This is a genomic window from Spirosoma luteum DSM 19990, from assembly GCF_000374065.1.
Lineage (GTDB): Bacteria > Bacteroidota > Bacteroidia > Cytophagales > Spirosomataceae > Spirosoma > Spirosoma luteum.
Window position 1 is genome coordinate 81,313 of record NZ_KB893248.1, and the last position, 26,824, is coordinate 108,136.

The window sequence follows — 26,824 nt, forward strand, 5'->3', positions numbered from 1 at the left end:
CTTACTTTTTTGAGGCTCGTTCCAATGTCTCTTCTTGACCGAGATAGCGTTGCTCCAGGCCACCAAAATCCAATACCAGTTTCTGCAAAACGACGCCGGGGTTCACCATCCAGTAGTTGATGGTGTGCCTGCCAGGTTTGTTGATTGTGTGGGTAGTGGACTTAATGATGATGCTCTCCGATACCCATTTACTCCAGATGCCTTTGTCGCTGGTTTTGTCCTCTCTGTTGAGGCTGACGGTTTGCGGCTGTTCATCATCTATCGAAATGGCGTATTGCAGGCCATTTTCATCCCTGAACAGATTCAATGTGGGCGAGAAATAGGCGTTGACGGTACATTCACCCGCGCTATTCGTAACAATGTCATACTGTAGATGCGGAGAATTGCCCCCCGGTTTTTGTTCGCTGGCCGTTACGGGAAAAGGGGTAATGGCCGACCCTGTCCGGCCATGATCGGGCAGGACTTTCCAGGTAATACCGTTCGTATTCACGGCTTTGGTATAGTGATCGGCCCCAATGGAAACGCCCTTTTCTGCGTCCTGATGAAAGACAGGTGCGCCTGCCGCCCCTGGAATTTGTGCCCGCTTACCTGCCTGCGCGATGGGGTTCTTACCCGCTACCGTTGAATCGGCAGGCAGGTAACGGACGGCGGGCATTTTCTGCTGGTTGGGCTGTTGCCAGTACGTATACCCAATATGCGTCTGACTCATCATATGATTCCACTTTCCGTTGTTCAACTGGTGGTACTGCTGCGTGATTAACGAATCGTTGGCGTACAGTTGTTTCACTTTGTTGGCATACACGTTGGTCTCTTTGATTTTATCAGTATAGGCCTGCTTATTTAGGGCTACGTTGTAGTACATCGCATACAGGTTAGCGCAGGCTTTTATCGGATGCAGCACCAACTGGAAATACGCGTCTTTATAATTGGCGGACAATTCGTCGTTTACCTGCTCCGCTTTTTTCAGTAGTTCTATATACTCGTCAACTACGGTTTTCCACTCGCCCGTGGCCAGACTATACGTGTTTGCGTCCAGGAGTTCCGGCTTCCGTCGGGCGTTATATTTCGCGTATTTCGCCAGTAAGTCGGCAATGGCCTTGGCGTGTTGATTGCCAAACTGGTCAGCCGCCCATTTTTCGGTGTAGGCCGTCAGGTCATCCGCGTCGATTTTTTCGGGATTCCAGGCGTAGTCCAGGAAAAAGGAAATGGGAAATTCCATGGGTTTTATATCCCCTACATTCACAATCCAGATATCCCGTACCTTGTACTCCCAGGCCAAATGCATTTGCTCCCAGATGCGGGGCAGTGGATTCGTGTTCAGCCATTTGTAGTTCCGGGGACCCCCGACGTAATCGAAATGGTAGTAGATGCCATACCCTCCTTTTCGCGGTTTTTCGCTCAGCTTGGGTAGTTTGCGGAGGTTGCCCCAGTTGTCGTCGGAGAGCAATAGCGTAACATCGTCCGGTACCCGCATGCCTTTATCGTAATAGTCCTGTACCTCTTTGTACAGCGCCCAGAGCTGGGGCGTTTCGGATGCGGGCTTGCCCGTTACCTCGCTGATGATGGTTCGCTGATCGGCCACAATTTTTTCCAGCAATGCCGTCGCCGTTTCCCTCGACATGGGCGAATCCCCATCCCCACGCATGCCAACGCTCACGATTTTTTCGTTGGTGGCCCGTTTCATTCCATCCCGCCAAAACTGTTGCAGCTTTTCTTTATTTGTTTCGTAATTCCACGGGCCGCCCCCGGCCCGGCGCCACTCATCGTGCGCCCGCATCAGCGGTTCGTGGTGCGACGTGCCAATGACAATGCCGTAGGTGTCGGCCGCTTTTATGTTCAGCGAATCATCGGCGTAAAAGGCGTTGCCCCACATGGCGGGCCAGATGTAGTTACCTTTCAGCCGGAGAACCAGTTCAAAAAACTTCTCGTAGAATTGGTGATTGAACCCCCCGAATTTTTCTTTGGTCCAGCCGGACAGTGCGGGTGCTTCATCGTTGATGAACAGGCCCCGGTATTTCACTTTCGGCGCATCGGTCAGGGTGACGTTCTCGCTGATATAAATCTCTTTTTGCTTCGCAATGGGCACGTCGGCCCACCAGTACCAGGGCGAAACTCCGAATTGTTTCGACAACTCGAATACGCCAAACGCTGTACCCCGGCGGTCATTACCCGCAATGACAAGTGCGTTTGTAATGCCTTTGGCGGGGTTACGGATGGTTTGAACCGACGAGGCTTCCCATTTTTCCCGGATGGCGTCGACGTTCAGTTTCTTCTGAGAAACGAGTTGTTTCAGGAAGGCCGATTGCTGAATTGTACCGATAGCAATGACGTTTTTACCGACTTTGTCAATAACTGTTACGATTGGTATTCTGCGGCCAGTTACCAGTTCAATGTCCCGTTGCAATAGTGTGGCGGCTGTTTTTACGAGCTCCGGTTCGCCTGGGTCAACGTAGATTACGGCGGTGGTAACGGCAAACGAAGAGTTGTCAGTCGTGATCGGTTGCGCTAAACCAGCCGTGGATAAAACGAGCAGTAGCGCAAAGAGCAGGTTTGGAAAACCTACATAGCCACCATTAAGCATCACCCGACGGTACTGATGGTAAAACCAGAAAGCCGATAATGTTTTGTTTGTTTTCATAGCTGGGAAGTGCGTTTGTTCATTGACGAAGACGGATGCCAGGTCTGCTGGATGGAGTAGGTTATACGCGTTGGGCAAAATTTCTGGTTTTATTATTTCGCCGTTGCTATAACCTTGTAAAATGCTGGCTTTGGCTGGCTGTTCCGATCAAACAAAAGCGGGTAGCTGGTTCGACCCCGGATGGGCCAGTTGTTCAGCCAGCTATTGGCATCATTCACGCCCCAGAACGTGACGCGGGTGACTTTATCCTTATGCTTCAGGAATAATTTAAATAGCGCTTCGTAATCTGCGGCCAGTTGCTGCTGCACACTGTCGGGTAAAGCGGTTGGATATGGGTTCGACTGGGCGTTGGCGGTCATCCGCTGACCCACATCGGCCCCCTGAAAATTGCGGGACAATACTTCGATGTCCAGTTCGGTGAACATCACTTTTAGCCCCAGCGCCGAATACTGAAGGATACTTTCTTCGATGTCTTTCAGCGGAATTTTCCCCACGTGCCAGTGCCCCTGAATACCCACGCCGTCGATGCGCACCCCGGCGGCCTTGATCTTTTTTACGAGTTCGATGCAGCCCGCCCGCTTTTTGGGTTGCTCGTTGTTATAATCATTGTAATATAGTTCCGTGCCGGGTGAGGCTTCCTGCGCCAGCCGGAAGGCTTCGGTCACGAAATTATCACCGAGGTACTGTAGGAACACTGATTTACGCATGGTGCCATCTTCATTGAGAGCTTCGTTCACCACATCCCACGAATACACCTTGCCTTTGTAATGACCAGCCACCGTTTTGATGTGATTCGTGAAGAACGTCTGGATGGAATCTTTACTGTGAATACCTCGAATGAAGCCGGGTAACTGGCTATGCCATATGAGCGTATGGCCGTTGATTTTGATGTCGTGCTTCTTCCCGAATTCTATTAATTTGTCACCCATCGTGAAATCGTAGGTGTCCCACTGTGGATGAAGCAACGCCGACTTCATGACGTTTTCGGGCGTGGCCATGTTGAACTGGCGGGCAATGAATGCCGTCATTTGCGGGTCCCGCTCGTCGATTTGGGCGTTGTTCAGGGCCGTACCGATGCCGAAATCATTCTTGAACGTCTCCCTCAGCGAAGGAATTGTTTGGGCGAAAAGAGGCCCCGACTGCGCTACTGCGTTCAGCAGTAGCAGGGCCGCGTATAGTGCGATTGGCTGTTTTTTTTGCAACATGATGAGTTGGTTTTAACGCTGCTTATGAATGCCTTTATTCTCCTGGGTCTTTTTGTCATCCCGACGCAGGAGGGATGATAGAATAGGCGGCAAAACACCCCTGTTCTCTACTTGAACAGCACCTGCGAGAATCCCAAGAGATCGTGCCGCCATACCGGCCACGAGTGGCCCCCGGCGTATTCACTGTATTGGTACTTTATGCCCATGTCGTCAAACTTTTTCATCATGATCTGGCCATTGGCGTGAGCAATATCTTCTTTGCCCCCCTGTGAAATCCAGAACTGTTTCAGGTTGGTGTTGATGGTGCTGGCGTTGGTCTTCATAAATTCATACTGCGGGTCCGACAGTTTTGGGTTGTTGGCCCACCAGCCCGAGCTGAACACGCCCAGGTATGAGAACATATCCGTGTTTTTGATGCCCGCGTGCAGCGTCTGCAAACCACCCATTGATAGCCCCGCCAACGCCCGGTGTCTGGCATCTGCTTCGACCCGGAAGTTGCTTTCAACGAAGGGGATGGCGCCCAGTTTTAGCTCATTTTCAAACGCCCTCAACGCATTTTCGTTGAAGCCCGCCACTCCGCCACCCATGCCGATATTCCCGTCGAGCATAGCAATGATCATGGGCTTGGCTTTGTTTTCGGCAATCAGGTTATCCAGAATCAGGTCGGTTTTTCCCTGCGTTGCCCAACCCCGCTGGTCTTCGCCCCCGCCGTGCAGCAGGTACAGCACGGGATATTTATCCGTCGATTTGTCGTAGCCGGGGGGTGTGTACACGTACATCTCGCGCCAGGTATTAGTAGCTTTCGAGAGGTAGCGTTTGATGCGGATGTCGCCGTGGGGGACGTCGCGCAGGGCGTAGAAGGCTTCTTCTTTGTCCGGAATCTCGATACCACTCGCCATGCGGCCCATGCCGTAAAAACTTTCGCTGGCGGGGTCGGCAGTGGCTACGCCGTCTACCAGCAACGAATAGTAATGAAACCCCCGGCTGACGGAATCGGTGGTGACGGTCCAGAAGCCGCTGGTGTCTTTCCCCATGTCGTACTTTTTACCCAGGTCGATCTGTACTTTCTGCGCGTCCGGCGCTTTCACCCGAAACACCACCCGGTTATCGGGTAAAATCTGCGGGTATTTGGCGTTGCGGATGTTGGTGGCAGCCGGTGAGCCCAACAGCGTATATTTCGTCAGTGATGAATTGTCGACCGGCTTGAAGAGGAACTGCGAGAACATATACAACCCGTTTTTCCAGACCTTGAAATCATGGCCGCCCGGCTCGACGTAATACACGTGCGGTACGTCGTGCTGGTAGAGATAGTCGTGGGTGCGTTTGCTGAACGAAATCAGCCCGTCGGCATCCCCGCACGAGATCCAGAGCAGTTTCAGTTTCTTTTTAGCTTCTTCTGGATTGGGTACCAGTTCTTCCGGCTTTTTAGTGTTAGGAGCCGACGAGAAGCCGCCCACCCAGGCGAATTTGTCCAGATTGCCCAGTCCGAAATTAAGCGACTGACCACCACCCATCGACAGGCCCGCAATGGCCCGGTGTTCGCGGTCGGTAAGAGTTGGGTATTTCTTCTCTACGAACGGAAGCAGGTCGGTGAGTAAATCCTGTTCGAAGGTGGCGAAAGCCTCCACTTTGTCTTTGTCGAAGACGTTTCCCACAGCGCGGTCGTCTTTCATGGCCCGGCCGTTTGGCATCACCACGATCATGGGCTCCAGTTTGCCGTCGGCGTACAGATTGTCCAGAATCACCTGCGGACTGCCGCCTTTCAGCCATTCCTTCTCATCGCCACCAATGCCGTGCAGCAGATACAGCACCGGGTATTTCTTCTTTTTGGAATAGCCCGGCGGGGTGTACACCAGGGCTTTACGCGTGGTGCCAACGGTTTTCGATGCATACTGCACCGAATCCAGCTTGCCTGTGGCGATGCCCGCCCGCACCTGATCAAAACCTTTCGGGCCTTCTTTTTCGGTGGGTTGGGCGTGGCTGTTGAGGCTAAACAGGCCAACAGCCAGCAATAGGGAGATGAGTTGTTTCATTGAGAGTATGTTATGTGATTTCAAGCGGATTTTTTGTTATCGCGTATTTTTGTCATCCCGACGAAGGAGGGATCTTCGGGTGAGGCTAAAAACCTCCAGCTACAGAAGATCCCTCCTGTTGTCGGGATGACAAATGCTTGGTATGACGAAGGCAGGAGAGAGGCAAAAAATCTCAATTTTTAAAGATCAAACTGGCGTACTGCCGCAGTGACCGGCGCCAGGTTTGCCACTCGTGCGACGTGCCCGGCGACTCGTAATAAACATGCTTGATACCCGCTTTCTCCAGGGTCTGATGAAATCCGTTTACGCCGGTGTACATCCGCTCCGGCTCTTTAGTGCCGATGCTCACGTAAACCAATTTCATCTTTTTGTTAAACGCATCGGCGTCAGACCAGGCACCGTCGTAGGCCTGTTTGATATCAGCACCCGGTTGTAAACGACCTGCTCCGCTAAAACCGCCGATGTAGGCAAACTTGTCGAGGTTGGTCATCGTGGTCTGGAAGGTCTGGAAACCGCCCATCGACAGGCCCGCCATGGCCCGGTCATTCCGATTGGTCAGCGTGCGGAACGACTTGTCAATCATCGGGATTACTTCTTTCACCAGCACTTCAGGAAACACATTGCTGTTCATGCTGCCGGGACCCGTGGGGGTTGCGCTGACCGGTTTGGTGGGGTCGGTGGCGTAGCCCCGTTCCATCACCACAATCATGGGCGTTGCCTGCCCGGCGGCAATCAGGTTATCGAGAATGAAATCCATTTTACCCTGCGTGGGCCAACCGGTTTCGTCTTCGCCCGCACCGTGTTGCAGGTACAGCACCGGGTAGCGTTTGGTCGTGTTCTGGTCGTAGCCGGGGGGCGTGTACACATTGGCCCGACGCCAGGCTTTGGTGATGTCGGAATAATAATTGACCGACCGAACCTGCCCGTGCGGCACATTCTGGGGCTGGTAATAGGCCATGTCTTTATCCGGGATATCGATGCCGCTGGCCATGCGGCCCATGCCGTAAAACGTCTGGCTCGATGGGTCAGTGGTGGCCACGCCATCGGCAATGAGCGAGTAATAATGAAAACCTTCTACCACCGGCTCTGTCGTGACGGTCCAGAAACCGCTGGTGTCTTTCACCATGTCGTATTTCTTCATCAGGTCGATTTGCAGCTTGTGGGCGTCGGGGGCTTTTACGCGGAACATTACCCGATTATCGGGCAAAATCTGCGGGTACTTCTGCCCCGGAATATTGGTCGAGGCTGGAACGCCAGCGGTTTGAGCCTGTGCCTGTACACCCAGCGATACCATGCATGCGATTAATACGAGTAACTTTTTCATGTTAAGAGTTGGAGCGTTAGGGGTTGATCAACGGGTTTGTGGGGTAATAATCTGGTACTTGCCACTCAGGTGCATAATACTGAACAGATGCATTAGCCCATCGTAATACGGGTCGAAATAGCCATCATCGAACGGCTCTAGTTTCGCCTTCCACAGTGCATCAACGAAATCCCGGCTGTTCGGCTCTTTGTTGACGAGCGACAATGTAGCCGCCGTAGATACCAGCCCAATGGAGTGGCGAAGCTTTTTCACCGGCCCCGCCTGCAGGATGAACTCGGGTCGTGAACCATCCAGATTGAACTGGTCCTCGAACGTGTCGATACCTTTCGAGCGCAGGAAACCCTGAAACCGTTTGGCGTAGTCTTCCTGCCAGGCTCTGTCTTTCCCCGACCAGGTATAATCCATGGCAACGTTCATGGGCACGCGCCACGAATCGTACCGAAACGCTGAGGGCGACCAGCGGGTATCGTGCGGTTTACCACTGAATTCGGTATAGTCGGCGTTGAGGCCGGTGACGGGGTCGCAGGCGCGGTGCAGGAACACCCGCGACGTATCGGCGCAGGCCTTGTAAAATTCTTCGTGGCCGTCTTTGGCGTACATCACCCAGACATCGTAAAACGCGGGTAGGTGGTACGACGGGTCGGTCCATTTGTAATTGCTGCCTTCGGGGACAAACGATATCTGTTTGGCGTCTGTATTAATGAGGTTGTAGATGTTGCCGGTGCCATCCTTTTTCCACATCGCATCCAGTATCCGCCGGGCTTCACCGTAGTAATTAATGCCCGTATCGTTACCCCATTTGTTGGAGGCAAACAGCAGACTGGTGATGTAATACAACTCACCATCGGACGCTGATCCTTCCGAGTTCTTCTTCAACGTCTCGGGGTTGATGCTCCAGGCAAAATACGCTTCGCGGGGACCGCTCTGGTGTTGCAGGTACTTTTTCGACCACCGCCATATTCGGTCAAACACGTCTTTCTTGTCGAGTTGTACGGCTACCATCATCCCGTAGGAAAGCCCTTCGGTGCGGGCGTCGTGGTTTTTTACATCCGACACATAGGCCATCGTATCGCCCACCTCGAAATAAACCTTAGTCGGCCCCTCAAATACGTCGTGGTAGGCTTTGGCGAGCTTCGCGTCGATGTCGGCCTGTTTGTAGCCCAGTTCCCGAAACAGATTGCGGTAGTTAGCTGACTGAATGGCCGTTTTGCTTCGGTTATCCGCTTGCTTCTTTTGGGCCGAAACCGGTTTGGTTATTGTCAGACAGATAAGGGTAAGCATGGACAGAAACCAGTGCAGACTAGACAGCTTGATCGTGTTCAGATGTATATTCATAAAGTCTATTTAAACAGCATTGGAGCCAGCTCGTGCAGGCTGCGACGCCAGGTTTGAAATTCGTGACCGGTGTTTTCGGAAACGTAGGAAACAGCGTTGTACCCGGCTGCCTTCAGATCCGCGGCCGCTTTATTCACACCGTCGGGCCGTTCTTTGCTGCCGCAGCTAATGAACACCAGCTTCGGCTTAGTCTTGTCCTTAAGGTCATCCGGATTATAAAGACCACCACTGAGCAGGCCGTAGTACCCGAACACATCCGGCTTGTTGAGGGTAATCGTTTTAGTTTCCATACCGCCCATCGACAGGCCCGCCATGGCCCGGTTGTTTCGGTCGGAGAGGGTACGGAAGTTGGCGTCAACATACGGAATCAGTTCTTCGGTCAGGACCGTCTGGAAGGGGTCAATTTTGAAATCCCTTATTTTGCCCCAGCCCACTTCGTTGGTCATGCCATAGGTCATCACAATCAGGAAAGGCTTCGTTTTACCTTCTGCAATCAGGTTGTCCATAATCAGGTTGGCGTGTCCCTGATTGCTCCAGGCCGTTTCGTCTTCGCCCCAGCCGTGTTGCAGGTAGAGTACCGGGTATTTGGCTGACTTGTCTTTCTCATAGCCCGGCGGGGTGTACACAAACGCCCGCCGTGGGGTACCGGTACTTTTGGAGGGGAACAGCACCTGCTGCACATGACCGTGCGGTACGTCTTTGAGGGCGTAAAAATTCTGGTCGTGAGCCGGTATCTCGATGCCACTCTCCCAGCGGACGGACCCGTAATAATTTTTGGCACCGGGGTCGTTGAACTTCCCACCGTCGACCGTCACGTTGTAGTAGTGAAATCCCTCATCCATCGGCCCTTCGGTGGTGCCGGTCCAGAACCCGTCGGCCTGTTTGGTGAGTTTGGTGCCACCCCGTCCGCCCAGGCCCAGGCTTACCTTCACGCTATCGGCTTTGGGAGCGTTGATACGGAACCGGGCGTAGCCCTGCGAGTTTACCTGCGGGTATTCCTGCCCCGGCTGATTCAGGGTTGAGGGCTTGAAATCCTCCGCAGGCTGGCTGGCCTGCGCAAAAGCAGTTGTATTGAAAAGAGCGGCTGCGAACAGAATCGCTAATGGTTTATAGGTCATTCGTGTATTGGTTTAGATGAGAAAAAATGCTGTTGTGTTCAACCATCAGCCCCGATGTCACCCTGAAACGAAGCAGGCATATACTAAATAAGGCTACACAGTTTACGGTAAATGGATGCGTTAGTTGGTGATCCAGAAGTTGATTTTCATCCAGGCAAATAGTGGCTCCATCCAGCCGGGATGTCGGAAAATGAATCCGTGGTCGCCCTTGGGGTAGATGTGCATTTCGACGGGTACCTTCAGGTGTCTGAGTTTTTCGAAATAGATAATGCTGTTGTCCACATCGACCACTTTGTCGTCGGCCGCGTGGGTCAGGTACGTTGGGGGTGTGCTGGCCGTTAGTTGAAGCTCGTTGGAGAACAGTTGTCTGTCGGCTGCCGACGGGTTTTTGCCCAGCAACTTGTCGCGCGAGCCGCCGTGCGCGAGGCTGTCCTGCATACTGATGACCGGATAAATGAGTATCTGGAAATCAGGCCGCAGGCTGGTGTTGCTGGCGTTGTCGACATACGCCTTGTCAAAATGCGTCGCTGCGGTCGAGGCCAGATGCCCACCTGCCGAAAATCCCATGACGCCCACTTTACTGACGTCGATTCCCCACCTGGTGGCCCCTTCCCGAACCAGTTTGATGGCTTGTTGCGCATCCTGCAACGGGCCAATTTTCTTGTCGGGCATAATGGCGTCGCTGGGTAGCCGGTACTTCAATATGAATGCCGCTATGCCTTTTTCGGCCAATGCTTTTGCAATGTTGATTCCTTCGCCCTGATACACAACCACCCCATAACCCCCACCCGGAATGATGATGACAGCCGCCCCGGACGCTTTGTCAGGCGCAGGCTTGAAATACTCCAGCGTCGGTTTGGTTATTCCTTTCAGTACGCCCGATGCCGCGCCCGACTCCTGCACGTCGGACGCTTTAGAATTGGGCACCGCACCAGCGTACAACGGAATGATTTCCTGTGCATTGGCAACAAAAGACAGAGAAATAAAGCAGCCAATCCACGCGGCCCTTATGTTGTTGCCTTTATACCGCTTTCTTATGGCCATTATTATACTTGAACGCTTCATAGTAAAGAGCTGAGTGTGATGTAGAGGTTTTGTCATACTGATGAAGAACGTATTTTCGGTAGGCGGCTTTGAGGTACTTCCTTCGTCAGTATGGCAAAAACTCAGTTAGAGATACTATCATGTAAATTGGCCCGGAGACTTGTTGAGTTCCAGCCAGTGATCTGTTCAACCGTAAGTAACTTCCCACTCACGGCAATCCAGGTATCCTTAGTTTGTCGCGTTCGGTTTATAACCCAGCAACGACAGCATTTGCGTGGCATAACGTTTCCCGAGTTCACGGTAACCGGCGGCATCGAAATGCAGATTATCGGACTTGTCCGTACAGCCAGCGGATGAAATCACGTGTGCGTTTTTAATCGTTTGCGGGAGCGTAGCGATAATTCTGTTCATGCTCGCACAGATACCACCCTGATCGGCGTTGACCGTTTCGCCCGCCAGTAGCGGTACTTTTCCGGGCTTCAGATCCAGGTCGCTCATCAGGTTATCGTAAACGACCTTGACCTTTTTCGTCCAGAGTGTGTCGTTGGTGTTCGACTCGCCCTGATGCAGCAAAATGCCCTTGATGACGCCATCTTTCTGCGCCAGCTTCGCCATCCCGACCAGCCGGGCGTATGGATTACCGTCGTATTCGTTAATGAAATTTTTCATCCAGCCCGGTACCGTCGTGATGTACGACTCGTACCGGTCCTTATCGAACAGCTCGATTTTACAGCCGCCAATGGCCACATTGATGACACCCACCCGCACTTTTTCGGGAAGATTCGCCACCAGCTCCCGGCCAAAATAATCGGCGGGGGTTAAGCCAGTTTTGCAGCGGCACAACGGCGGAACGGCCGTGTACCAATTTCCTTTTGTCCGGTTCAGGCCAGGGCAATCAACCGCTTCCATCACCTGAAACCGGCTATCGATATTGATCGTATCCTGGGGTTCAATCGTCGCATTCCCCTCCATGTTCGACTGCCCGAAGCAGAGGAAAATGTAAAAGTTTTTGTCCTGCGCCACCGCATTCAGACTCAGCAGGAATAACCCCATAAATAAGAAACCTCCAAGTTTATTTCTCATAGTTTTACTTTTCTGCTGATAGTGAACTGTCAATCCGGAAGTAATCGAAGTCGGCAAAACCGCCCGTTTGCCGGGTGGCGTAGGTAAACAGCCCGAACCGGTAGCCCATAAAATGCGGAATGGTATAGGGCATTTTGAGTGGCTCGCCAATGAGTGTCCACGCTTTGCCGTCAAGGCTATAGAAAAAATGGACGAGGTCTTTCCGATCCTTGAAATCGCACTCCGCTTTCAGGTAGACCATTTTCTGCTTCAACGGTACCCGCTGTAACTCCACTGCCTTTCCCGATCCGGCACTCACCATCACAATCGACTTGCCATCCGCTTCGGCTTTGACGCCCACCAGTCCGTAGTTTTTCTGCAACAGGCTCAACCCCGCAAAGTCGCCGGGTTTCAGGTTCGACGCATCGAGGAGGGTGGCGCCCGTACTTTCGGGGCCGATGGTACGCTGGGTGAGCGTGTTGCGGGCCATCACGAAGGAGGTGTCCGCACGCCCGGTTTTTAGCCGTAGGTAGCCTTTTCGCTCCGAGACCGACCAGAGGCTATTGTCGGGGTTGTGGTTCCACTGCCAGACTAGCGGCAACGCGGGGTCACCTTTTTTGCGGGTGAATTCGTCTGAGGCAACGATGCCCGGAATCAGTCCCTTGCTGGCGGGCAGGTCGAGCATTTCGGGCACTTTACCGTTGACACCTAGCACCGGCCAACCATCTTCCCAGGTTACCGGCAGCAGGTAGGGGATGCGGCCCACGCCCCCAAAATCGCGGAACAGATAAGCATACCACTTGCCATCGGGCGTATCAATCAGCCCACCCTGCGCCACGCCCAGATCCTGCAATGCGACCCGCCCTTCCCAAGGCCCTGTCAGCTTATCGGCGCGGTGAATGACTACCGTCCGCATACCGCCCTTAGGCCAGGTGATGTTGAACAGGTAATACGTGCCCTTCACCTTGAACAACTGCGAGCCTTCTGCGGGCAGGCCACCGCCCGTGCCCGACGGGGTGCTGGCATTCTCAATGATGACCTGCTCGGTAGTGCCGGGTTTTACACCCAACGCATCGGCATTGAGTTCAACTGACTTGAGTTTTCCTGCGCCATAGAGCATATAGACCCGCCCATCGTCGTCGAAAAACAGGCTGTGGTCGTGGTAGGATGGACTGAACGAGGCTTCTTTCCAGGGGCCTTTTTCGATGTCTTTTGTGGTGTACACGTACGTTTTTCCGGTGGTCTGGGCAAACGTGGTTACGTAATAGGTGCCGTTATGGTAGCGCAGGCTACTGGCCCACGAACCCCGGCCGTAGGTGCTTTTGCCGTTGGTCAGGTTCAGTGCGTCAACATTCGCCAGGGTATCATACGCATAGCTAACCAATTGCCAGTTCACCAGGTCTTTCGACTTCATGATGGGCAACCCCGGACTCAGGTGCATGGTGGTGCTGCTCATGTAGTAGGTGTTGCCCACCCGAATCATGGCCATGTCGGGTACGTCGGCGAAAATGATGGGGTTATGGGCGGTTTGGGCCTCCACGGTCATGTACCGGAACAGCAGCGTACTTACCAGCAAACCGTATCGGAACAACTTGTTTTTCATGGAGGTAAGGGTGCCGTCGGTTATTGAAGTGGGCCAATCAGTTCCACAAAAGTACCGTCGGGGTCCTGCACGAAAACGAAATGCGCTTTGTCATTCAGGGGCGTAGGCGTACTGCCCAGAAAAGGCACCTTCATCTGGGTCAATCGGTCGATGATGGGCTGGAGGGCTTTCACGTTGATGGTGATGTATTGCATGCCCGTATCGTCCTGAATCTTTTTTGGCTTCGGGTGTGATGCTTTACTGCCAAAACTCATTAGTTTCCAGTCGGTGGCGTCAGGGCTGTTTTCGAGCTTTAGGATGGTGACCACCACCGATACGCCATTAGTCAGGCCGGAGCGTTTGCCAAAATCTTCGTTGATGGTGAAGTTGCCGGTTTTGACCATCCCGATGCCATTCACATAAAAGTCCAGTGAACGTTCCAGATCGGCGACAACGACTCCAATGCCAATTGTTTTGCTGGTAAAATTAGATTGTGCCTGCGCACTTAGTCCGCATAAAAACACCAATAGTGTTATTTTGACACATTTGTAGGCAAGTACCATCCTGTTGTTCATAGTGAAACGAATCATTTGTTAGCGCGTTAAAAGTCTGATTTGATTGAAGCGGGGTGTAGCCTTTCCATTCTGGGCCACAATTTTCAACGTAATTACCTCCTCTGTACCCGCCTTCAGTCGGGTCGTTTTTCCTCGATTGGCAAGGATTTCGGCGGGCTTTTCATTGATTAGAAAGCGTACGTTTTCTGGATTGATATCATTTAAAGCTATGATGTCAAGGTATTTACCTGTCTGCTCTTTGTTCTGAAACTGGTACGTAATATAGGATCGGGTGAGTCGCCAGAAGCGCTCGTCGTCATAGCCCGACTCGCTCTTTTCGCCTTTGTACCCATGGTCGACCTCGGGTTGTTGTTCTCCGCAGTTCACTTTGTCAACGGTGTTGGCTTCCAGGGCCAGGGCTTCCGCTTCCTGCTGTTTTAGTCGGGCCTGCTGCTCGGCAAAGGCGGCTTTGGTAAACGTAGGGAAGTACATCTGGTATCGAGCATCGTGCACCTCATAAAACGGTTGCAGCGTCAGTGTGTCCAAAGCGAAACGCAGCCTGGATTCGGGCTTGAGTCGCGCCAGGTACGTGGCCGGATCACCCACGAGCGCGTAGGCACTGGTAAGCGGATACAGTTTGCCTTTTGTTTCATGACCCATCCGGCTGTCGTCGGCAAAAAGCCCGGTCAAATCTTTCGTCGACGTTTTGGCGGCCAGCACAATGGGACCGTGTACAAAGGCAGACCAGTTAGAGCCATCGGGTAGTTGTTCCAGGCGGGTGGCGGTTGTGAAGCGAACCGTGACTTTATCGCCCGATTTCCATTTGCGCGAAACAGCTACGTAACTCGACGGGTTACCATCAACGGGTTGAGCCTTCCCATTGACCAGTATCGTCAAATTTTCAGCCCATTTCGGGTAACGGATGTGTACCGAAAATTCCTGTGGTTTCGCTGGCTCGATAAGCAGCTCTGTCTGGTTCTGATACGGAAATTCGGTACGCTGGGTAAGCTTAATCTTTTTGTCTGCCCAGTTTACCGTCGACGGGATGAATAGGTTGACAAAAAGGTCGTTGTCTGAATGGCTATAGATTAGTTCGCCGTATTTGGTGTGGTTCTCTATCCCCGATCCCACGCAGCACCACATGCTGGTTTCGGGTTGCGAATACACCCGGTAGTGATTAGGCCTGATGGGCGTGAAATAGACAAACCCGCCTTTTTCGGGGTGCTGACTCGACAGAATGTGGTTATAGAGCGTGCGTTCGTAAAAATCGAGGTAACTCACGTCGTTTTTATCCAGAAACAGGGCTTTGCTCAGCCGGAGCATATTGAAGGAATTGCAGGTTTCGGGTCCCTGATTCGATCGTAACAGTTGATTGAAATCGGTAGTAGGGTTGAAATGCTCGCGGACGCTGTTGCCACCGAAAGCCACACTACGCGTCTGCGATACGTTTTGCCAGAAATACACTGCCGCTTCCGACCAATCCGACTTGCCCGTTAGGGTGGCAATTTTCTCCAAGCCAATCACCTTCGGAATCTGCGTGTTGGCGTGTAGGCCGGTCAGCTTATCCTGTTTTTCGAGCAGGGGAATCAATAACGCCCGGTGCGAAATCCGCTGCGCCGTTTCGAGGTATTTTTTGTCCCTGGTTAGTACATACAGGTCGGCAAACGTTTCGTTGATGCCGCCGTGTTCGGTGCGAAGGACCTGCTGAATCTGCTCGTCGGACAGGGGTTTGATCAGGTCAACGAACCAGTCGCCCAAACCAATCAGTACCTGTTTTGCCTGCTGATTACCGGCGTATTCGTAGGCGTCGCGCAGGCCCGCAAACAGCTTGTGGATGTTGTAAAGTGGCACCCAGGTATTATTCAGACCAAAGCTGCTGCCATCGATGTCGCCCTTATGGATTCGCTCCCAGAACACCTTCCCCTCGGGAATGCCCCCCACGTAGCCATTTCCGTTTTTTGCCTGACAGCGGGCCAGTTCGGCCACCATGTAATCCAGCCGTTTTTTCAACTCCGGCTCGCCCGTCGAAGCATACATCATGGCCAGCGCCGACAGGTAGTGCCCGCCGATATGGCCATCCAGCCCTGAGCTCTCCCAGTTGCCATAGCGTTGCGCTTCCAGGGGCAGTCCGGCATCAATCAGGTAGGGGGCCAGGAGTTTGTCCGGGTCCAATGCCAGGATATACTTCAGATCAACGTCCTGCGCGTTTTTAAATGGGCCACCCGTCAGCTTTACTTCCTGCAAGGCAAACGGCTGCATCTGAGCCAGCGCGGAAAGGCTGGACAGTAACAGGAGAGCGATATGAAGTACGTTCGTTTTCAAGAGTGATGCGTTGTTTGAGTTTTTGTCATCCCGACGCCAGGAGGGATCTTCGGGTGAGGCTGAGAACCTCCGGCTACCGGGGATCCCTCCTGGCGTTGGGATGACAAAAAACATGGGACGACAAAATCATTTCCTATACATGGGGTCGTCGCCTTTATAAGTCAGGTACTGGAAAGATGCCGAATTTGTCGTTGGTTCACCCGACGACGTGGCGTACATGCCGTACAGACAGCCGATAAAGCCACCCGCTTCTTTGGTGCTCAGGAATTTGGCATCTACATCGTCTTTCAGGAGTTTCCAGTTTTTGGTATCGTCCGAAAACGAGAAGCTATACGTACCTCCCTGAGAGGCAATCCGCAGCCCCACTTTACCCGCTTTCGACGTTAGCGGCACCTCCGTGAGCAACTCCATCGACTTGTCCTTAGGGTTGCTCCTGAACAGTTGCAACACCTCTTTACCCTGCGCGGTCGATTTACTCAGCAGGTAGAAATGGCGTTCGTCCTGAAAAATCATTAGACCGGCTTTCTCCTTCTCCGATTTGGGCGCAAACGTCAGTTCGGTCTCAGCCGTGCTATACAGGTGCTGTTGCCGTTTCCCAATAAACGACGGGTTACCCATATCCATAACGGTTTCTGGCTTTAGTTTGAGGGTCAACCCATTCTTTTTCGATAGCGAGAACGAACTGCTGTCTACCGTTCGCATGAACAGCAGCGATGGGTCCAGTGTCTTGTCGAAGCGCAGGGTGTAAGAAAAATTACCCGACTGCGGTAGGGCGTCTTTCGGCTTCACTTCCTTCCAGGCGGCTGGGTAGGTGTATTGAATCACTTTATGGTCGGGGTCCACAATGGGCCACTCGTCTTTCCAGGTGACGGGCGCGATAAAGGTCTCCCGGCCTGTGTTGTAGTAGTCGCCCTCGTACGGACGAACGGCCAGGAAAATAGCGTACCACTTCCCATCGGGCCCTTCTATAAACTGCGCGTGACCCGCCGACGTAATCGGGTCTTTCCGGTCGGCGGGTAGTCCGCGCTGGGTCAGAATCGGGTTGTTTTCATAGGGTACAAAAGGGCCCCACACCGATTTGCTACGGAAAACCACTTCGGTGTGGTTGAGCGACGTACCGCCTTCAGCGGCATAGAGGTAGTACCAGTCGTTCCGCTTCATGATATGCGGGGCCTCAATCCAGACGGGCTTTTTCGACAAATCGACCCCGCCATTGACGAGCTGTTTCTGTTCACCAACCACTTTCAGGGTTTTGTAATCGAGTTCGTAGATCTGAATAGTCCGGTGGCCGGAGTACAGGGGCTTCCGGTCGGGAGCATCGCTGTTGTAAATAACGTACGCTTTGTCCGTTGCTTCGTCGAAGTAGAGGGAGGGGTCAATGCCACGTACCTGAGGCAGTTTAACCGGGTTGCTCCATGGCCCGGCTGGGTTTTTGGCTGTCGCGATGAAGTTGCCGTCATGATCAATGTCGGTGCAGGTGACGTAGAACAGGCCTTTATAGTGGTGAATAGCGGGAGCAAACAAGCCACGGGTCAGTCGTTCGCCCATGAAATCCATCTGCGAGGGGCGGTCGATCACATTGCCAATCTGCTTCCAGTTCTTTAAGTCCTTGCTGTGCAATACCGGAATGCCGGGGAAATAGGAAAATGTGGAGTTGACCAGGTAGTAATCAGTACCTACCCGTACAATGCTCGGGTCGGGGTAAAAGCCCGTCAGGATTGGGTTCACCAAGGTGGTTTGGGCGAAAGTCCTGTTGATTAAAACCAGGCTAAGGATTGCGAAAAGAGCCGTAAAAAGGCGATTTCTCATGTGCGTTTGTGTTAATTTCTTCAACCTGTTTTAGCTTATTTGCTCTTTGGTCTCTCCGCTTTTGTCATCCCGACGCAGGAGGGATCTTCGGTCGCAGGCATTTTTCGGCATTTACCGAGGATCCCTCCTGCGTCGGGATGACAGGAAAACACGGGATCACAAAAACACGGGAGGATAGAAAAAGAAAACGTATTTTCATTCCTGGATTTCATCGTTTAAAAAGCGCCATTCGGGATTTATTGAATTGATTAGTTCCACTTTCTTTTCCCTCCGCCATCCCTTGATCTCCTTTTCACGAGTAATCGCGTTGCGAACGTACTGGTGATGCTCCCAATAGATCAACCGGTGACAGTAGTATTTACCGGCGAACTTTCCCACTTGTCCGCGCGATTCATAGTGCTCCTGTATCCTTCTGACCAGATCATTCGTCATGCCCGTGTATAAAGCCGTTCGTTCGGGATTGGTTACGATATAGACGTAAAAAGCATAACCATTCATGACACTACATTTTTAGACTTTTTAGCTTTTTTTTAAAAGGCACCCTTTTTTATATATCATCCCGTGCTTTTGTCATCCCGACGTAGGGGGGATCTTCGGTCGCAGGCATTTTACTATTCCCGAAGGTCCCTCGTTCCTCGGGATGACAAAGAAAACGGGATCACAAAAAAACTATTGAGCGACCAGCGTGTATGATTTACCGGCTTGCGTTGGCAGGTCGTAAAGTATGGTTTCTTTTAATACAGGCGCTGCCGCTGTTGCCTTCTCCGACACAATAGGTGCTGGCGTTGGCTCGATCTGGTAGAACGGGTTTGGGTTCTGACCGGATGCTATTTTTGGCGCAGCTCCCTTGTTGATTGTTAGTGCATTCGGCGTCCGTACACGCAGGTTCCCGCCTAGGTTCGACTTAACGACAACCTTCGCCAGTTTCCCTGCTTTCCACTCCATACTGACCACCTCGAATCCACCAATTGCCCGCAGTCCGCTGATACTGCCGGTTGGCCATACATCGGGCAGAGCAGGTAATAAGTGAATAGCCCCGTCGGCACTTTGCATCAGCATTTCGGTGATGCCGGATGTGCAGCCAAAGTTGCCGTCAATCTGGAACGGCGGGTGCGCATCGAACAGGTTGTTGTAGGTACCGCCCCCGTCTTTGGTAACGCCCAGCGGGGTAAGTTGATTCTGAATCAGCGTATAAGCATGATTGCCGTCCTGCAACCGCGCCCACCAGTTCACTTTCCAGCCCATACTCCACCCCGTCGACACATCGCCCCGGTGAATCAGCGTCGTTCGGGCTGCGTTGAACAGCCCGGGCGTGCGGTAGGGCGAAAGCTGGTTCGACGGAAACAGGCCGTACAAATGCGAAATATGCCGGTGTTTATCGGTTGGATCGTCGATGTCTTCCAGCCACTCCTGCAATTGCCCGTGCTGACCAATGTGCATGGGCGGTAGCTTGCTGCGCATCTGCTTCAGGGTATCCACGAAAGCAGCATCTTTCTTCAGCACTTCAGCAGCCCGAATGGTAGTGGTGAATACGTCGAAGGCAATCTGGTTATCCATCGTAGTACCCGCATCCAGCGAGGAACCTCCGTGTGCTTTGGGAGCATTCTCGGGCGACGTACCCGGCGTGACAACCAGCCAGTGGTATTTGGGGTGCTCAACGAGGTAATCGGTGTAAAACAGGGCGGCTCCTTTCAGAATCGGGTATACTGACGCCAGGTACATCTCGTCGCCATTGTAGAGGTAATGCTCCCACAAGTGCTGACTGGTCCAGCCGCCACCGGCCACCCACATACCCCACATCGCGCCATCGACAGCACCCGTTGCCCGCCAGATGTCGGTGTTGTGGTGGGCCATCCAGCCCCGTGCCCCGTACATCACCCGCGCCGTTTCCTGCCCCGTCTCCGACATGTCGCGAACCATCTGCAAAAACGGCTCGTGCAGTTCGGCCAGGTTCGTTTTTTCGGCGGGCCAGTAGTTCATCTGGGCGTTGATGTTGATGGTGTATTTGCTATCCCAGGGGGGCTTCATTTTGTTGTTCCAGATGCCCTGAAGGTTAGCGGGCTGTCCCCCTGGTTGCGAGGACGAAATCAACAAATACCGGCCATATTGGTAATACAGCGTCACCAGTTGTGGGTCGCTGACCGACCGAAAGTTTTTCAGTCGCTCGTCGGTGGGGAGCTTGGTGGCATCGACTGAAGGCCTGGTAGTAGTGCCCAGGTTGAATTTAACCCGGTTAAAATAATTTTGGTAAGCGGCAACGTGTGATGTCAATAGGGTCGCGTATGACTTCGGATAAGCCCTGGTTAAATAGTCGGTTGCCCGCTGGTTTTCGTCGCCATTGACGTCGTGGTAATTCGTAAAATTGGTGGCAATGGAAATGTAGATGGTGGCACTGTTTGCTCCGCGTACCGTAAGCGCCGTATCACTGGCAGACAGGCTGCCGCCCTGCGTTTTAATGCGGGTAATGCCTTTGAACCGAACCACGCTTTTTACGCCTTCGTGGTCCGACGTTGTAGCCGCAATGGTCAGTTCATTGGCGGATGTTTTAATGACTGGTTGATTATGCTGGGTGGTGTAGGAAGCGGAAAACGAGATAGCCCCGGGCTTGTTTGCCGTTAGTTGCATGACAATAATGCGGTCGGGAAACGAAGCCAGCACTTCGCGGGTGTACGCAACGCCATCGACGGTATAGGTCGTTTTGGCCACAGCCCGCTCAATATCCAGTTCGCGGTAATAATTCGTGTAGTTCTCGTGTCCGGCAAACGTCAGATTCAGGTTACCCATAGGCTGAAACATTTGCCCGTTCGACTTTTTGGAGATAATGCTCTTGTTGGCCAGCTGCTCCGCTTCTTTTTGTTTGCCATCAAAAATCAGTCGCCGTACTTCAGCTAAAGCCGCCAGTGCATTCGGGTTATCATTTCGGTTCGGGCCACCTGACCAGAGGGTATGTTCGTTGAGCTGGATCGTTTCTTTCTCTACGTTTCCGTAAACCATTGCTCCCAGTCGGCCATTGCCAATGGGCAGGGCATTTTCCCAGGTTTGGCCCGATGGGTTATTATACCAAAGTTTTAGCGGTGACTTTGTTTGCGAGAAACAAGCCGATGATACCGTCAGAAAAAAGAAGCAGAAAAATTGTCTCATTGAACGTTTACGGAGCTACCCATTACCACATATACTTTGTTCAGGCAGGCACCTACGCTTATAATTAGAGGAGGTATATACCTGTAAACCAACCACCATGACACCTGAAAAGGATGGAAGAGGACAAGGAATGGCCTCTTCCATCACTCGATTTATGTTGCCTGCTAATCGCTAATACCCGGGGTTCTGCGGGAATGCAGGGCCATCAACTACCCGGTCGATCTGGTTCTGCGGAATTGGCCGCAGCATGTGATAATCCTGAATGTTGGCGGCCGCTTCCGGATTCCAGGCCTTCACCCGACGAACCAGCGAACGGGTGCGGACCAGGTCGTGCCAGCGCTGCCATTCCCCAAAGAGTTCACGGCTGCGTTCATCCAGAATGAAGTCCACTGTCACGTCGGCAGCGGTAATGGCCATGGCGGTTGCGGCCGCTGCGTTTTGAGCCGCCGTGTTCGTTTTCCGGAAGGCAGCCCGCTGTCTGACAACGTTGAGCAGAGTGGCTGCCTGGGTGGTATTGCCGGCTTTCAGATACGCTTCGGCACCCGTCAGGTAAACGTCCGCGAAACGATACAGCACGGCAGGCCGCGTTGACGGGTCGTTGAAGTTCGAGCCCCGGCTGGGGTCCATGAACTTCTTTAGGGCCGGAAAAATTCCGTTATTCCACAGGCTGGGCGGTACCACTATGCCCTTAAATGGACGGGTTCCCACGAACTGGGGCGCGCCAGCCACTTCGAAATCAGGCAACCAGACGGCAGTGTCGGCTCCAACTACCGTTGTATAGCTAATACCCCGCTTGTTATTGGCAGCGGTAGCTGGGTTGGTAACAGCCGTATTAGCGATGTACACTGTGTAGAACGAGTTGGCAAACCGGGTGTCGACACTCCGATTCGTGAATGCCTGATCGAGGAAATAACTCTTACCCACGTTAGGACCCGTTTTCTGTTTGTCACTGTTGGGACGCATCCGAATGTAAGGGCGTCCGTACTGCGAGTCCCGAATCATACCCGACGTGCCACTATTAACAAAGTTACCGGCTGCATTGACGAATGAGTTGATGCCACTGTTGTTCGGATAGTTCCAGTTGGTGAACCAGGGTGATAAGTTTTGAGCGGCTCCGCCACCAGCGGCCCCGCCGACGGTGTAGTAACCAAACTTGGGGTCTAGTACGTGATCGCTCACAAACATGCTCTCTTTACCGTAGTCGTTGGCGGGCACAAACGCATCGCCGTAATCGGCCCATAGGTCAAGACCATACGTCCCTTTGTTGGCAATAATGTCAGCGCAAATGGTGGCTGCCTGCGTAAAGTCTGCGGCTGTGTTGTTGAGCCAGCCACGAGTCAGGTAGGCTTTGGCCAGCAGCAGTTGCGCTACGGGTTTGGTGGCGGCTTTACCTAGGAACGGAGCTGTTGGGGTATTGGGCAGGTCGGCCGCTGCTTCGGTCAGGTCCTTGATAATCTGCTCGTACACCTGCGCTACCGGCTGCCGCGATGCTGCCTGAGACGGCACCGTAATGAACGTGGTACTCAGCGGTACATCGCCCCAGGTCTGCACCAGATAGAAGTACCAGAATCCGCGTAGAAACTTGGCCTGCGCCAGGTATTGCTTACGGGTCGCTTCCGGCAAATCAATCGTAGCACCATATTGCAATACGCCGTTCAGGGTGTTGATGTCCTGGAACGCTACGCCCCATGCCGCGCCGAAGTTACTGCCATTGAGACCGTTGTAGGTGTAGGCAGGCCCCCCGCCCGAGCTGGCACCCTGCAAAAAATCATCGGTACCAGCCTGCATTTCAACAGTAAACCCTTCGGTTGCCCACTGACCCCGGATGTCGTTATACACCCCGGCAATACCCCCCAGTACACCCGCGGAGCTGTTGAAATAGGAAGGGACAATCTGAGACTGTGGGTTCTCTTCCAGAATCTTTTCGCAACCGGAGCCAAGAAAGGCGGTCAGACAGAGGATCAGGCCAATTTTTATCGTTTTCGTTGTCATGTCGGAAATTAGAATTTAAGATTTACGCCGAATGTGAATTGCCGAATAGGCGGGTTGTTCAGGTTTACAGCGATTTGACGCTCAGGGGTTGCCCGGTTTCCCGACTGGTCATTAAGTGTTGACTGACCGGTAGCGTAGCTGTTCCCCTCAGGGTCGATAGCCAGATTCTGGCTCACCAACGGCGAATACAGGATGAACGGGTTCGTGGCGTTGAAGTAGAGTCGGGCCGAGCTGGCACCCACCTTCTTAAGCAACTGGCTGGTAAAGGTGTAGCCCAGGTTGATACTTCTTACTTTGACGAACGAACCGTCATAATAACCCAGGGTCGATCCGAACCATTGAACAGCGCCACCGGCATCCGGTGCCGGGAAAGCGTTGGTTGGGTTGGTATCGGTCCAGTAGTCTGTTTTTACCTGGTTTATCCGGCCCTGGTTGAAGAACGCAAATCCGCCCGAACCAGTCGAGTTACCCGTCAGGTAAGGGACAACGACTTTCATCCCCATCCGGGCGAAGGTTACGATCGAGGCATCGAAGTTTTTGAACGTAAACCGGTTAGTAAGACCCCCTTCCCACTTGGGCTGGAAATTGCCCAGTATTTGCCGGTCAGCCGGGTCAATTTTATTATCACCATTGATATCCTGAACCCTGATTTGTCCGGGAAACTGCAGGGGCGAGGTTTGCCGGGTTATGTCCGGCTGATCGGCTGTTTGCCAGATACCAATCTTGTTGTAGTCGTAGATGACCGAAAGGGGTTGTCCAACAAACCAGCCCGCTCCTACGTTCGACTGTTCGGTTGGGGTGGTAAGCTGGGTAATTTTTTCCCGGTTAAAGAAATAAATCACATCGGCACTCCAGTTGAATCCACCGGGCTTTCTGAAAATATCAAACGTCAGCGATGTTTCCAGACCCCGGCCTTCGGTTTTTCCCAGGTTTTTCAGGGTCGAACCAGCCCCGTTGCTGGGGGGCAGCGGAACAGACAGCAGAATGTCTTTGGTTTTCTGAAGATACCAGTCGACCGTACCCGTGATACGGTTATTTAGGAAGCCAAAATCAACCCCGATATCAACTTGCGACGTTGACTGCCAGCCGAGGTCGGAAGCAGGCAGGCTGGTAACGGTATAGGCCAGTTGCTGACCGGCGGTGCCAAGGCCGAAATTGTAATAACCCGCCGATAGCGCCCCCAGGGTAGAGTAGGCGCCTACGTTCCGGTTTCCGGAGATACCCCAGCCACCTCTCAGTTTCAGGTTCGATATGGCAGGAACACGTTTCATGAACGGCTCATCGATAATATTCCAGCCTGCCCCAACGGCGGGGTAGTTGAAATACCGGTTCTGTGGCGACAGCGTAGACGAACCATCCCGGCGCAGCGTTAACGTCAGCAGGTAGCGGTCGTTGAAGCTGTAATTGACCCGACCCATATAAGACAGCAACCCGGTTTCGGTAAACGAGTTACCAAAGTCCGAATTGGCCAGTGGTGTACCGGATGCCAGCGAGAAGTTGGACGTTTTGATGTAGTCGGCGGGCACCCCCGTTATCGTAAACCGGCTTCCCAACGAGTGGTTTTGCGTAATTTCATACAACCCTGTAAAGCCAAATTTGTGCTTGCCAACCGTTTTGTCGTAGTACAACAAGTGCTGAAGGTTGATATCCCAAAACTCCGTATTACTGATCTCGGCATTAGAGGAGGACTGAACCGTGGCCTGGTTAAAATAGGTGAGCGGACCACCGTACCCATTGTAGTTCGACTGGCTGAAGTTCAGACCGGCATTGAACCGATAGCGCAAGCCATCAACAATATTCACTTCGGCATACAAACTATTGAACGTCCGTATAGACCGCGTCCGTCCCAGATACGCATCTTTTTTGGTGATGATGGTTAGCGGGCTTATCCCGGCCGCATCGATTGAGCCTTCCGAGGGAAACAGGTTTACGGAGCCATCGGCAGTGTATGGAGAAGCCAGTGGGGTTAGCCGGACTAAGCCACCCGGAATACCACCACCGCCCGGCGTGTTTGTGTAGGTTAGCGTGTTCAGGGTATTTAGACCAATCTTGATCCGTTTCCCAAGGCGTTGATCAATGGTAGCGCGTATAGTATACCGTTCGAATTTCTGGCTGGGGATAATACCGGTTTCATTGAAATAACCGAGGCCGAGGGAGTACTGCGTATTTTCAACCCCACCCTGCAAACCCAACTGGTGATTGGTGTTGAAGCCGGGTTTATAAATCAAGCCCTGCCAGTCGGTAGAAACACCGGCGGCCAGTGCTTCCTGCTCTTTTGCTGTAAGCGGATAGGCGGTGGTTCCGGGAGCCGTACGATTGTATTTAGCCGCATCCTGTTTGAACTGAGCATACTCGGTACCATTCATCACGTTATACTTGCCCATGATGTTGGTGATACCATGATAGCCGTCGTAGCTAAGAACAGGTTTTCCTATTTTCCCCCGTTTGGTCGTTACCAGAATAACCCCGCCTGCTCCCCGCGAACCGTAAATGGCCGTTGCTGAGGCATCTTTGAGGATTTCAAGGCTGGCAATATCATCCGGGTTAATGTCATTCAAACCCCCATAGGGGATTCCGTCGACCACGACCAGGGGACCATCGAGACCATCTCCATTGCCGGTTGTCAGGGAACGGTTACCCCGGATACGAATTGAGCCCTGCGAGCCGGGTGTCGAGCCGTTGCTGACAACTGTAACTCCGGCAGCACGGCCTTTCAACTGGTTGACCAGGTTAGGAGCGGGAACTTCCTTCAATGTAGCTTCATTCACCGAAACTACCGAGCCGGTAACGTCCCGTTTCCGCTGGGTTCCGTAGCCCACTACCACTACTTCTCCCAGGGTTTTATTGTCGACGGCCAGGGTTACATTGATGGTTGACTGCGTACCGATGGGTATCTCCTGGGTGGCGTAACCGATGTACGAAAAAACCAGTACGTTACCAGCCTGACCAGGAACGGTAAGCCTGTAGTTGCCAGTCACGTCACTGGTTGTACCGCGCGTGGTGGATTTTATCTGAATGTTCACCCCCGGTATACCCTGCCCATCTTCTCCCGTTACCCGGCCCGAAATCTGTCGGTCCTGAGCCGCTTCCGATTGTCCATCGCTAAAGCTGGTTTGCTGAGTTGGAAGAGCCGTGGCTGTTTCCCTCTTTATCACGATTTGTTGACCAACTACTTCGTAACTCAGATTTAAGGGCGTCAGAATTTGCGCCAGTACCTGCGAGAGTTGTTCATTTTTGGCCTGATAAGTGACCTTGCGTTTGGACTGAATAATTTCCCGGCTGAAGAGGAACTGAACATTAGCGAGTTTTTCAATTCGCTTGATAATCGACTCCACATCCTGGTTTTGTGCCGAGATGCTGACGCGCCGGTTCAGTAATTCCTGAGCGTTGCCGTCGAAGGCAAAATTGATGTTCGTCAGGAAGATAGCAAGTATGATTTGCAGGCTCGAGATTTTCATGATCCTGACCCATACGTTGCGGTTAATTGAAAGGTAGTGCATATGTTTGCGTTATTTGTCGTTTTCTTACCGTGAAAATGTCAATAAAAACCCTGCCCTTCGCCTGAAGGGGAACATGCTGGAAGTAGCACATCAACTGGGTTATTACAGGCGGTAGTGTTAGACGCACTATCGCCTGCTTTCTGCTAATTGGCGGTGATTGTTATA

At 52.7% G+C, this 26,824-nt stretch carries 16 protein-coding genes; all 16 read right to left on the reverse strand.

Annotated elements, in window-relative coordinates:
• Position 1: 1 nt before the first annotated feature.
• The 16 genes from B156_RS0107900 to B156_RS0107975 all read right to left on the reverse strand — a co-directional run bounded on the left by B156_RS0107900 (position 2) and on the right by B156_RS0107975 (position 26,617).
• Positions 2-2,638, reverse strand: coding sequence for a glycosyl hydrolase 115 family protein (locus B156_RS0107900; protein ID WP_018619141.1), 2,637 nt, complete (start codon positions 2,636-2,638; stop codon positions 2-4).
• Positions 2,639-2,730: 92 nt separating this feature from the next.
• Positions 2,731-3,843 (reverse strand): endo-1,4-beta-xylanase, encoded by a 1,113-nt coding sequence (locus B156_RS0107905; RefSeq protein WP_018619142.1) that lies wholly within the window; start codon positions 3,841-3,843, stop codon positions 2,731-2,733.
• A gap of 107 nt (positions 3,844-3,950) precedes the next feature.
• Positions 3,951-5,876 carry an alpha/beta hydrolase-fold protein gene (locus B156_RS0107910; protein ID WP_018619143.1) on the reverse strand — a complete coding sequence of 642 codons (1,926 nt, stop codon included), beginning with the start codon at positions 5,874-5,876 and terminating at the stop codon, positions 3,951-3,953.
• Between the two features lie 172 nt (positions 5,877-6,048).
• Positions 6,049-7,200 carry an alpha/beta hydrolase-fold protein gene (locus B156_RS0107915; protein ID WP_026260678.1) on the reverse strand — a complete coding sequence of 384 codons (1,152 nt, stop codon included), beginning with the start codon at positions 7,198-7,200 and terminating at the stop codon, positions 6,049-6,051.
• A 27-nt stretch (positions 7,201-7,227) separates the two neighbouring features.
• Entirely contained in the window at positions 7,228-8,535 is a 1,308-nt protein-coding gene (locus B156_RS0107920; RefSeq protein ID WP_018619145.1) for a family 8 glycosyl hydrolase, read from the reverse strand.
• A 5-nt stretch (positions 8,536-8,540) separates the two neighbouring features.
• Entirely contained in the window at positions 8,541-9,653 is a 1,113-nt protein-coding gene (locus B156_RS0107925) for an alpha/beta hydrolase-fold protein (RefSeq protein WP_018619146.1), read from the reverse strand.
• 120 nt (positions 9,654-9,773) lie between these two features.
• A complete protein-coding gene (locus tag B156_RS0107930) occupies positions 9,774-10,718 on the reverse strand; it encodes an alpha/beta hydrolase (protein WP_026260679.1) in 945 nt (314 codons plus the stop codon).
• Between the two features lie 207 nt (positions 10,719-10,925).
• Positions 10,926-11,780, reverse strand: a complete 855-nt coding sequence (locus tag B156_RS0107935; protein WP_026260680.1) for a sialate O-acetylesterase — start codon at positions 11,778-11,780, stop codon at positions 10,926-10,928.
• A gap of 4 nt (positions 11,781-11,784) precedes the next feature.
• Complete coding sequence (locus tag B156_RS0107940; protein WP_018619149.1) at positions 11,785-13,362, reverse strand: glycoside hydrolase family 43 protein; 1,578 nt, start codon at positions 13,360-13,362, stop codon at positions 11,785-11,787.
• A 20-nt stretch (positions 13,363-13,382) separates the two neighbouring features.
• Entirely contained in the window at positions 13,383-13,931 is a 549-nt protein-coding gene (locus B156_RS0107945) for a VOC family protein (protein ID WP_018619150.1), read from the reverse strand.
• A 3-nt stretch (positions 13,932-13,934) separates the two neighbouring features.
• On the reverse strand, positions 13,935-16,217 hold the full coding sequence (locus B156_RS0107950; RefSeq protein ID WP_018619151.1) for a glycoside hydrolase family 127 protein: 2,283 nt from the start codon (positions 16,215-16,217) through the stop codon (positions 13,935-13,937).
• 126 nt (positions 16,218-16,343) lie between these two features.
• Positions 16,344-18,026: a glycoside hydrolase family 43 protein gene (locus B156_RS0107955; protein ID WP_026260682.1), complete on the reverse strand. Its 1,683-nt coding sequence runs from the start codon at positions 18,024-18,026 to the stop codon at positions 16,344-16,346.
• Between the two features lie 195 nt (positions 18,027-18,221).
• Entirely contained in the window at positions 18,222-18,524 is a 303-nt protein-coding gene (locus B156_RS0107960) for a GIY-YIG nuclease family protein (RefSeq protein WP_018619153.1), read from the reverse strand.
• Positions 18,525-18,695: 171 nt separating this feature from the next.
• A complete protein-coding gene (locus B156_RS0107965; RefSeq protein WP_018619154.1) occupies positions 18,696-21,167 on the reverse strand; it encodes a glycoside hydrolase family 95 protein in 2,472 nt (823 codons plus the stop codon).
• Positions 21,168-21,338: 171 nt separating this feature from the next.
• Positions 21,339-23,159, reverse strand: a complete 1,821-nt coding sequence (locus tag B156_RS0107970; RefSeq protein WP_018619155.1) for a RagB/SusD family nutrient uptake outer membrane protein — start codon at positions 23,157-23,159, stop codon at positions 21,339-21,341.
• 8 nt (positions 23,160-23,167) lie between these two features.
• On the reverse strand, positions 23,168-26,617 hold the full coding sequence (locus B156_RS0107975) for a TonB-dependent receptor (RefSeq protein ID WP_018619156.1): 3,450 nt from the start codon (positions 26,615-26,617) through the stop codon (positions 23,168-23,170).
• Positions 26,618-26,824 lie beyond the last annotated feature (207 nt).

Bases quoted from the DNA above. Each gene is read 5' to 3' on its own strand.
- B156_RS0107900 (WP_018619141.1), bottom strand. From the start codon at position 2,638: ATGAAAACAAACAAAACATTATCGGCTTTCTGGTTTTACCATCAGTAC.
- B156_RS0107905 (WP_018619142.1), bottom strand. From the start codon at position 3,843: ATGTTGCAAAAAAAACAGCCAATCGCACTATACGCGGCCCTGCTACTG.
- B156_RS0107910 (WP_018619143.1), bottom strand. From the start codon at position 5,876: ATGAAACAACTCATCTCCCTATTGCTGGCTGTTGGCCTGTTTAGCCTC.
- B156_RS0107915 (WP_026260678.1), bottom strand. From the start codon at position 7,200: ATGAAAAAGTTACTCGTATTAATCGCATGCATGGTATCGCTGGGTGTA.
- B156_RS0107920 (WP_018619145.1), bottom strand. From the start codon at position 8,535: ATGAATATACATCTGAACACGATCAAGCTGTCTAGTCTGCACTGGTTT.
- B156_RS0107925 (WP_018619146.1), bottom strand. From the start codon at position 9,653: ATGACCTATAAACCATTAGCGATTCTGTTCGCAGCCGCTCTTTTCAAT.
- B156_RS0107930 (WP_026260679.1), bottom strand. From the start codon at position 10,718: ATGAAGCGTTCAAGTATAATAATGGCCATAAGAAAGCGGTATAAAGGC.
- B156_RS0107935 (WP_026260680.1), bottom strand. From the start codon at position 11,780: ATGAGAAATAAACTTGGAGGTTTCTTATTTATGGGGTTATTCCTGCTG.
- B156_RS0107940 (WP_018619149.1), bottom strand. From the start codon at position 13,362: ATGAAAAACAAGTTGTTCCGATACGGTTTGCTGGTAAGTACGCTGCTG.
- B156_RS0107945 (WP_018619150.1), bottom strand. From the start codon at position 13,931: ATGATTCGTTTCACTATGAACAACAGGATGGTACTTGCCTACAAATGT.
- B156_RS0107955 (WP_026260682.1), bottom strand. From the start codon at position 18,026: ATGAGAAATCGCCTTTTTACGGCTCTTTTCGCAATCCTTAGCCTGGTT.
- B156_RS0107960 (WP_018619153.1), bottom strand. From the start codon at position 18,524: ATGAATGGTTATGCTTTTTACGTCTATATCGTAACCAATCCCGAACGA.
- B156_RS0107965 (WP_018619154.1), bottom strand. From the start codon at position 21,167: ATGAGACAATTTTTCTGCTTCTTTTTTCTGACGGTATCATCGGCTTGT.
- B156_RS0107970 (WP_018619155.1), bottom strand. From the start codon at position 23,159: ATGACAACGAAAACGATAAAAATTGGCCTGATCCTCTGTCTGACCGCC.
- B156_RS0107975 (WP_018619156.1), bottom strand. From the start codon at position 26,617: ATGAAAATCTCGAGCCTGCAAATCATACTTGCTATCTTCCTGACGAAC.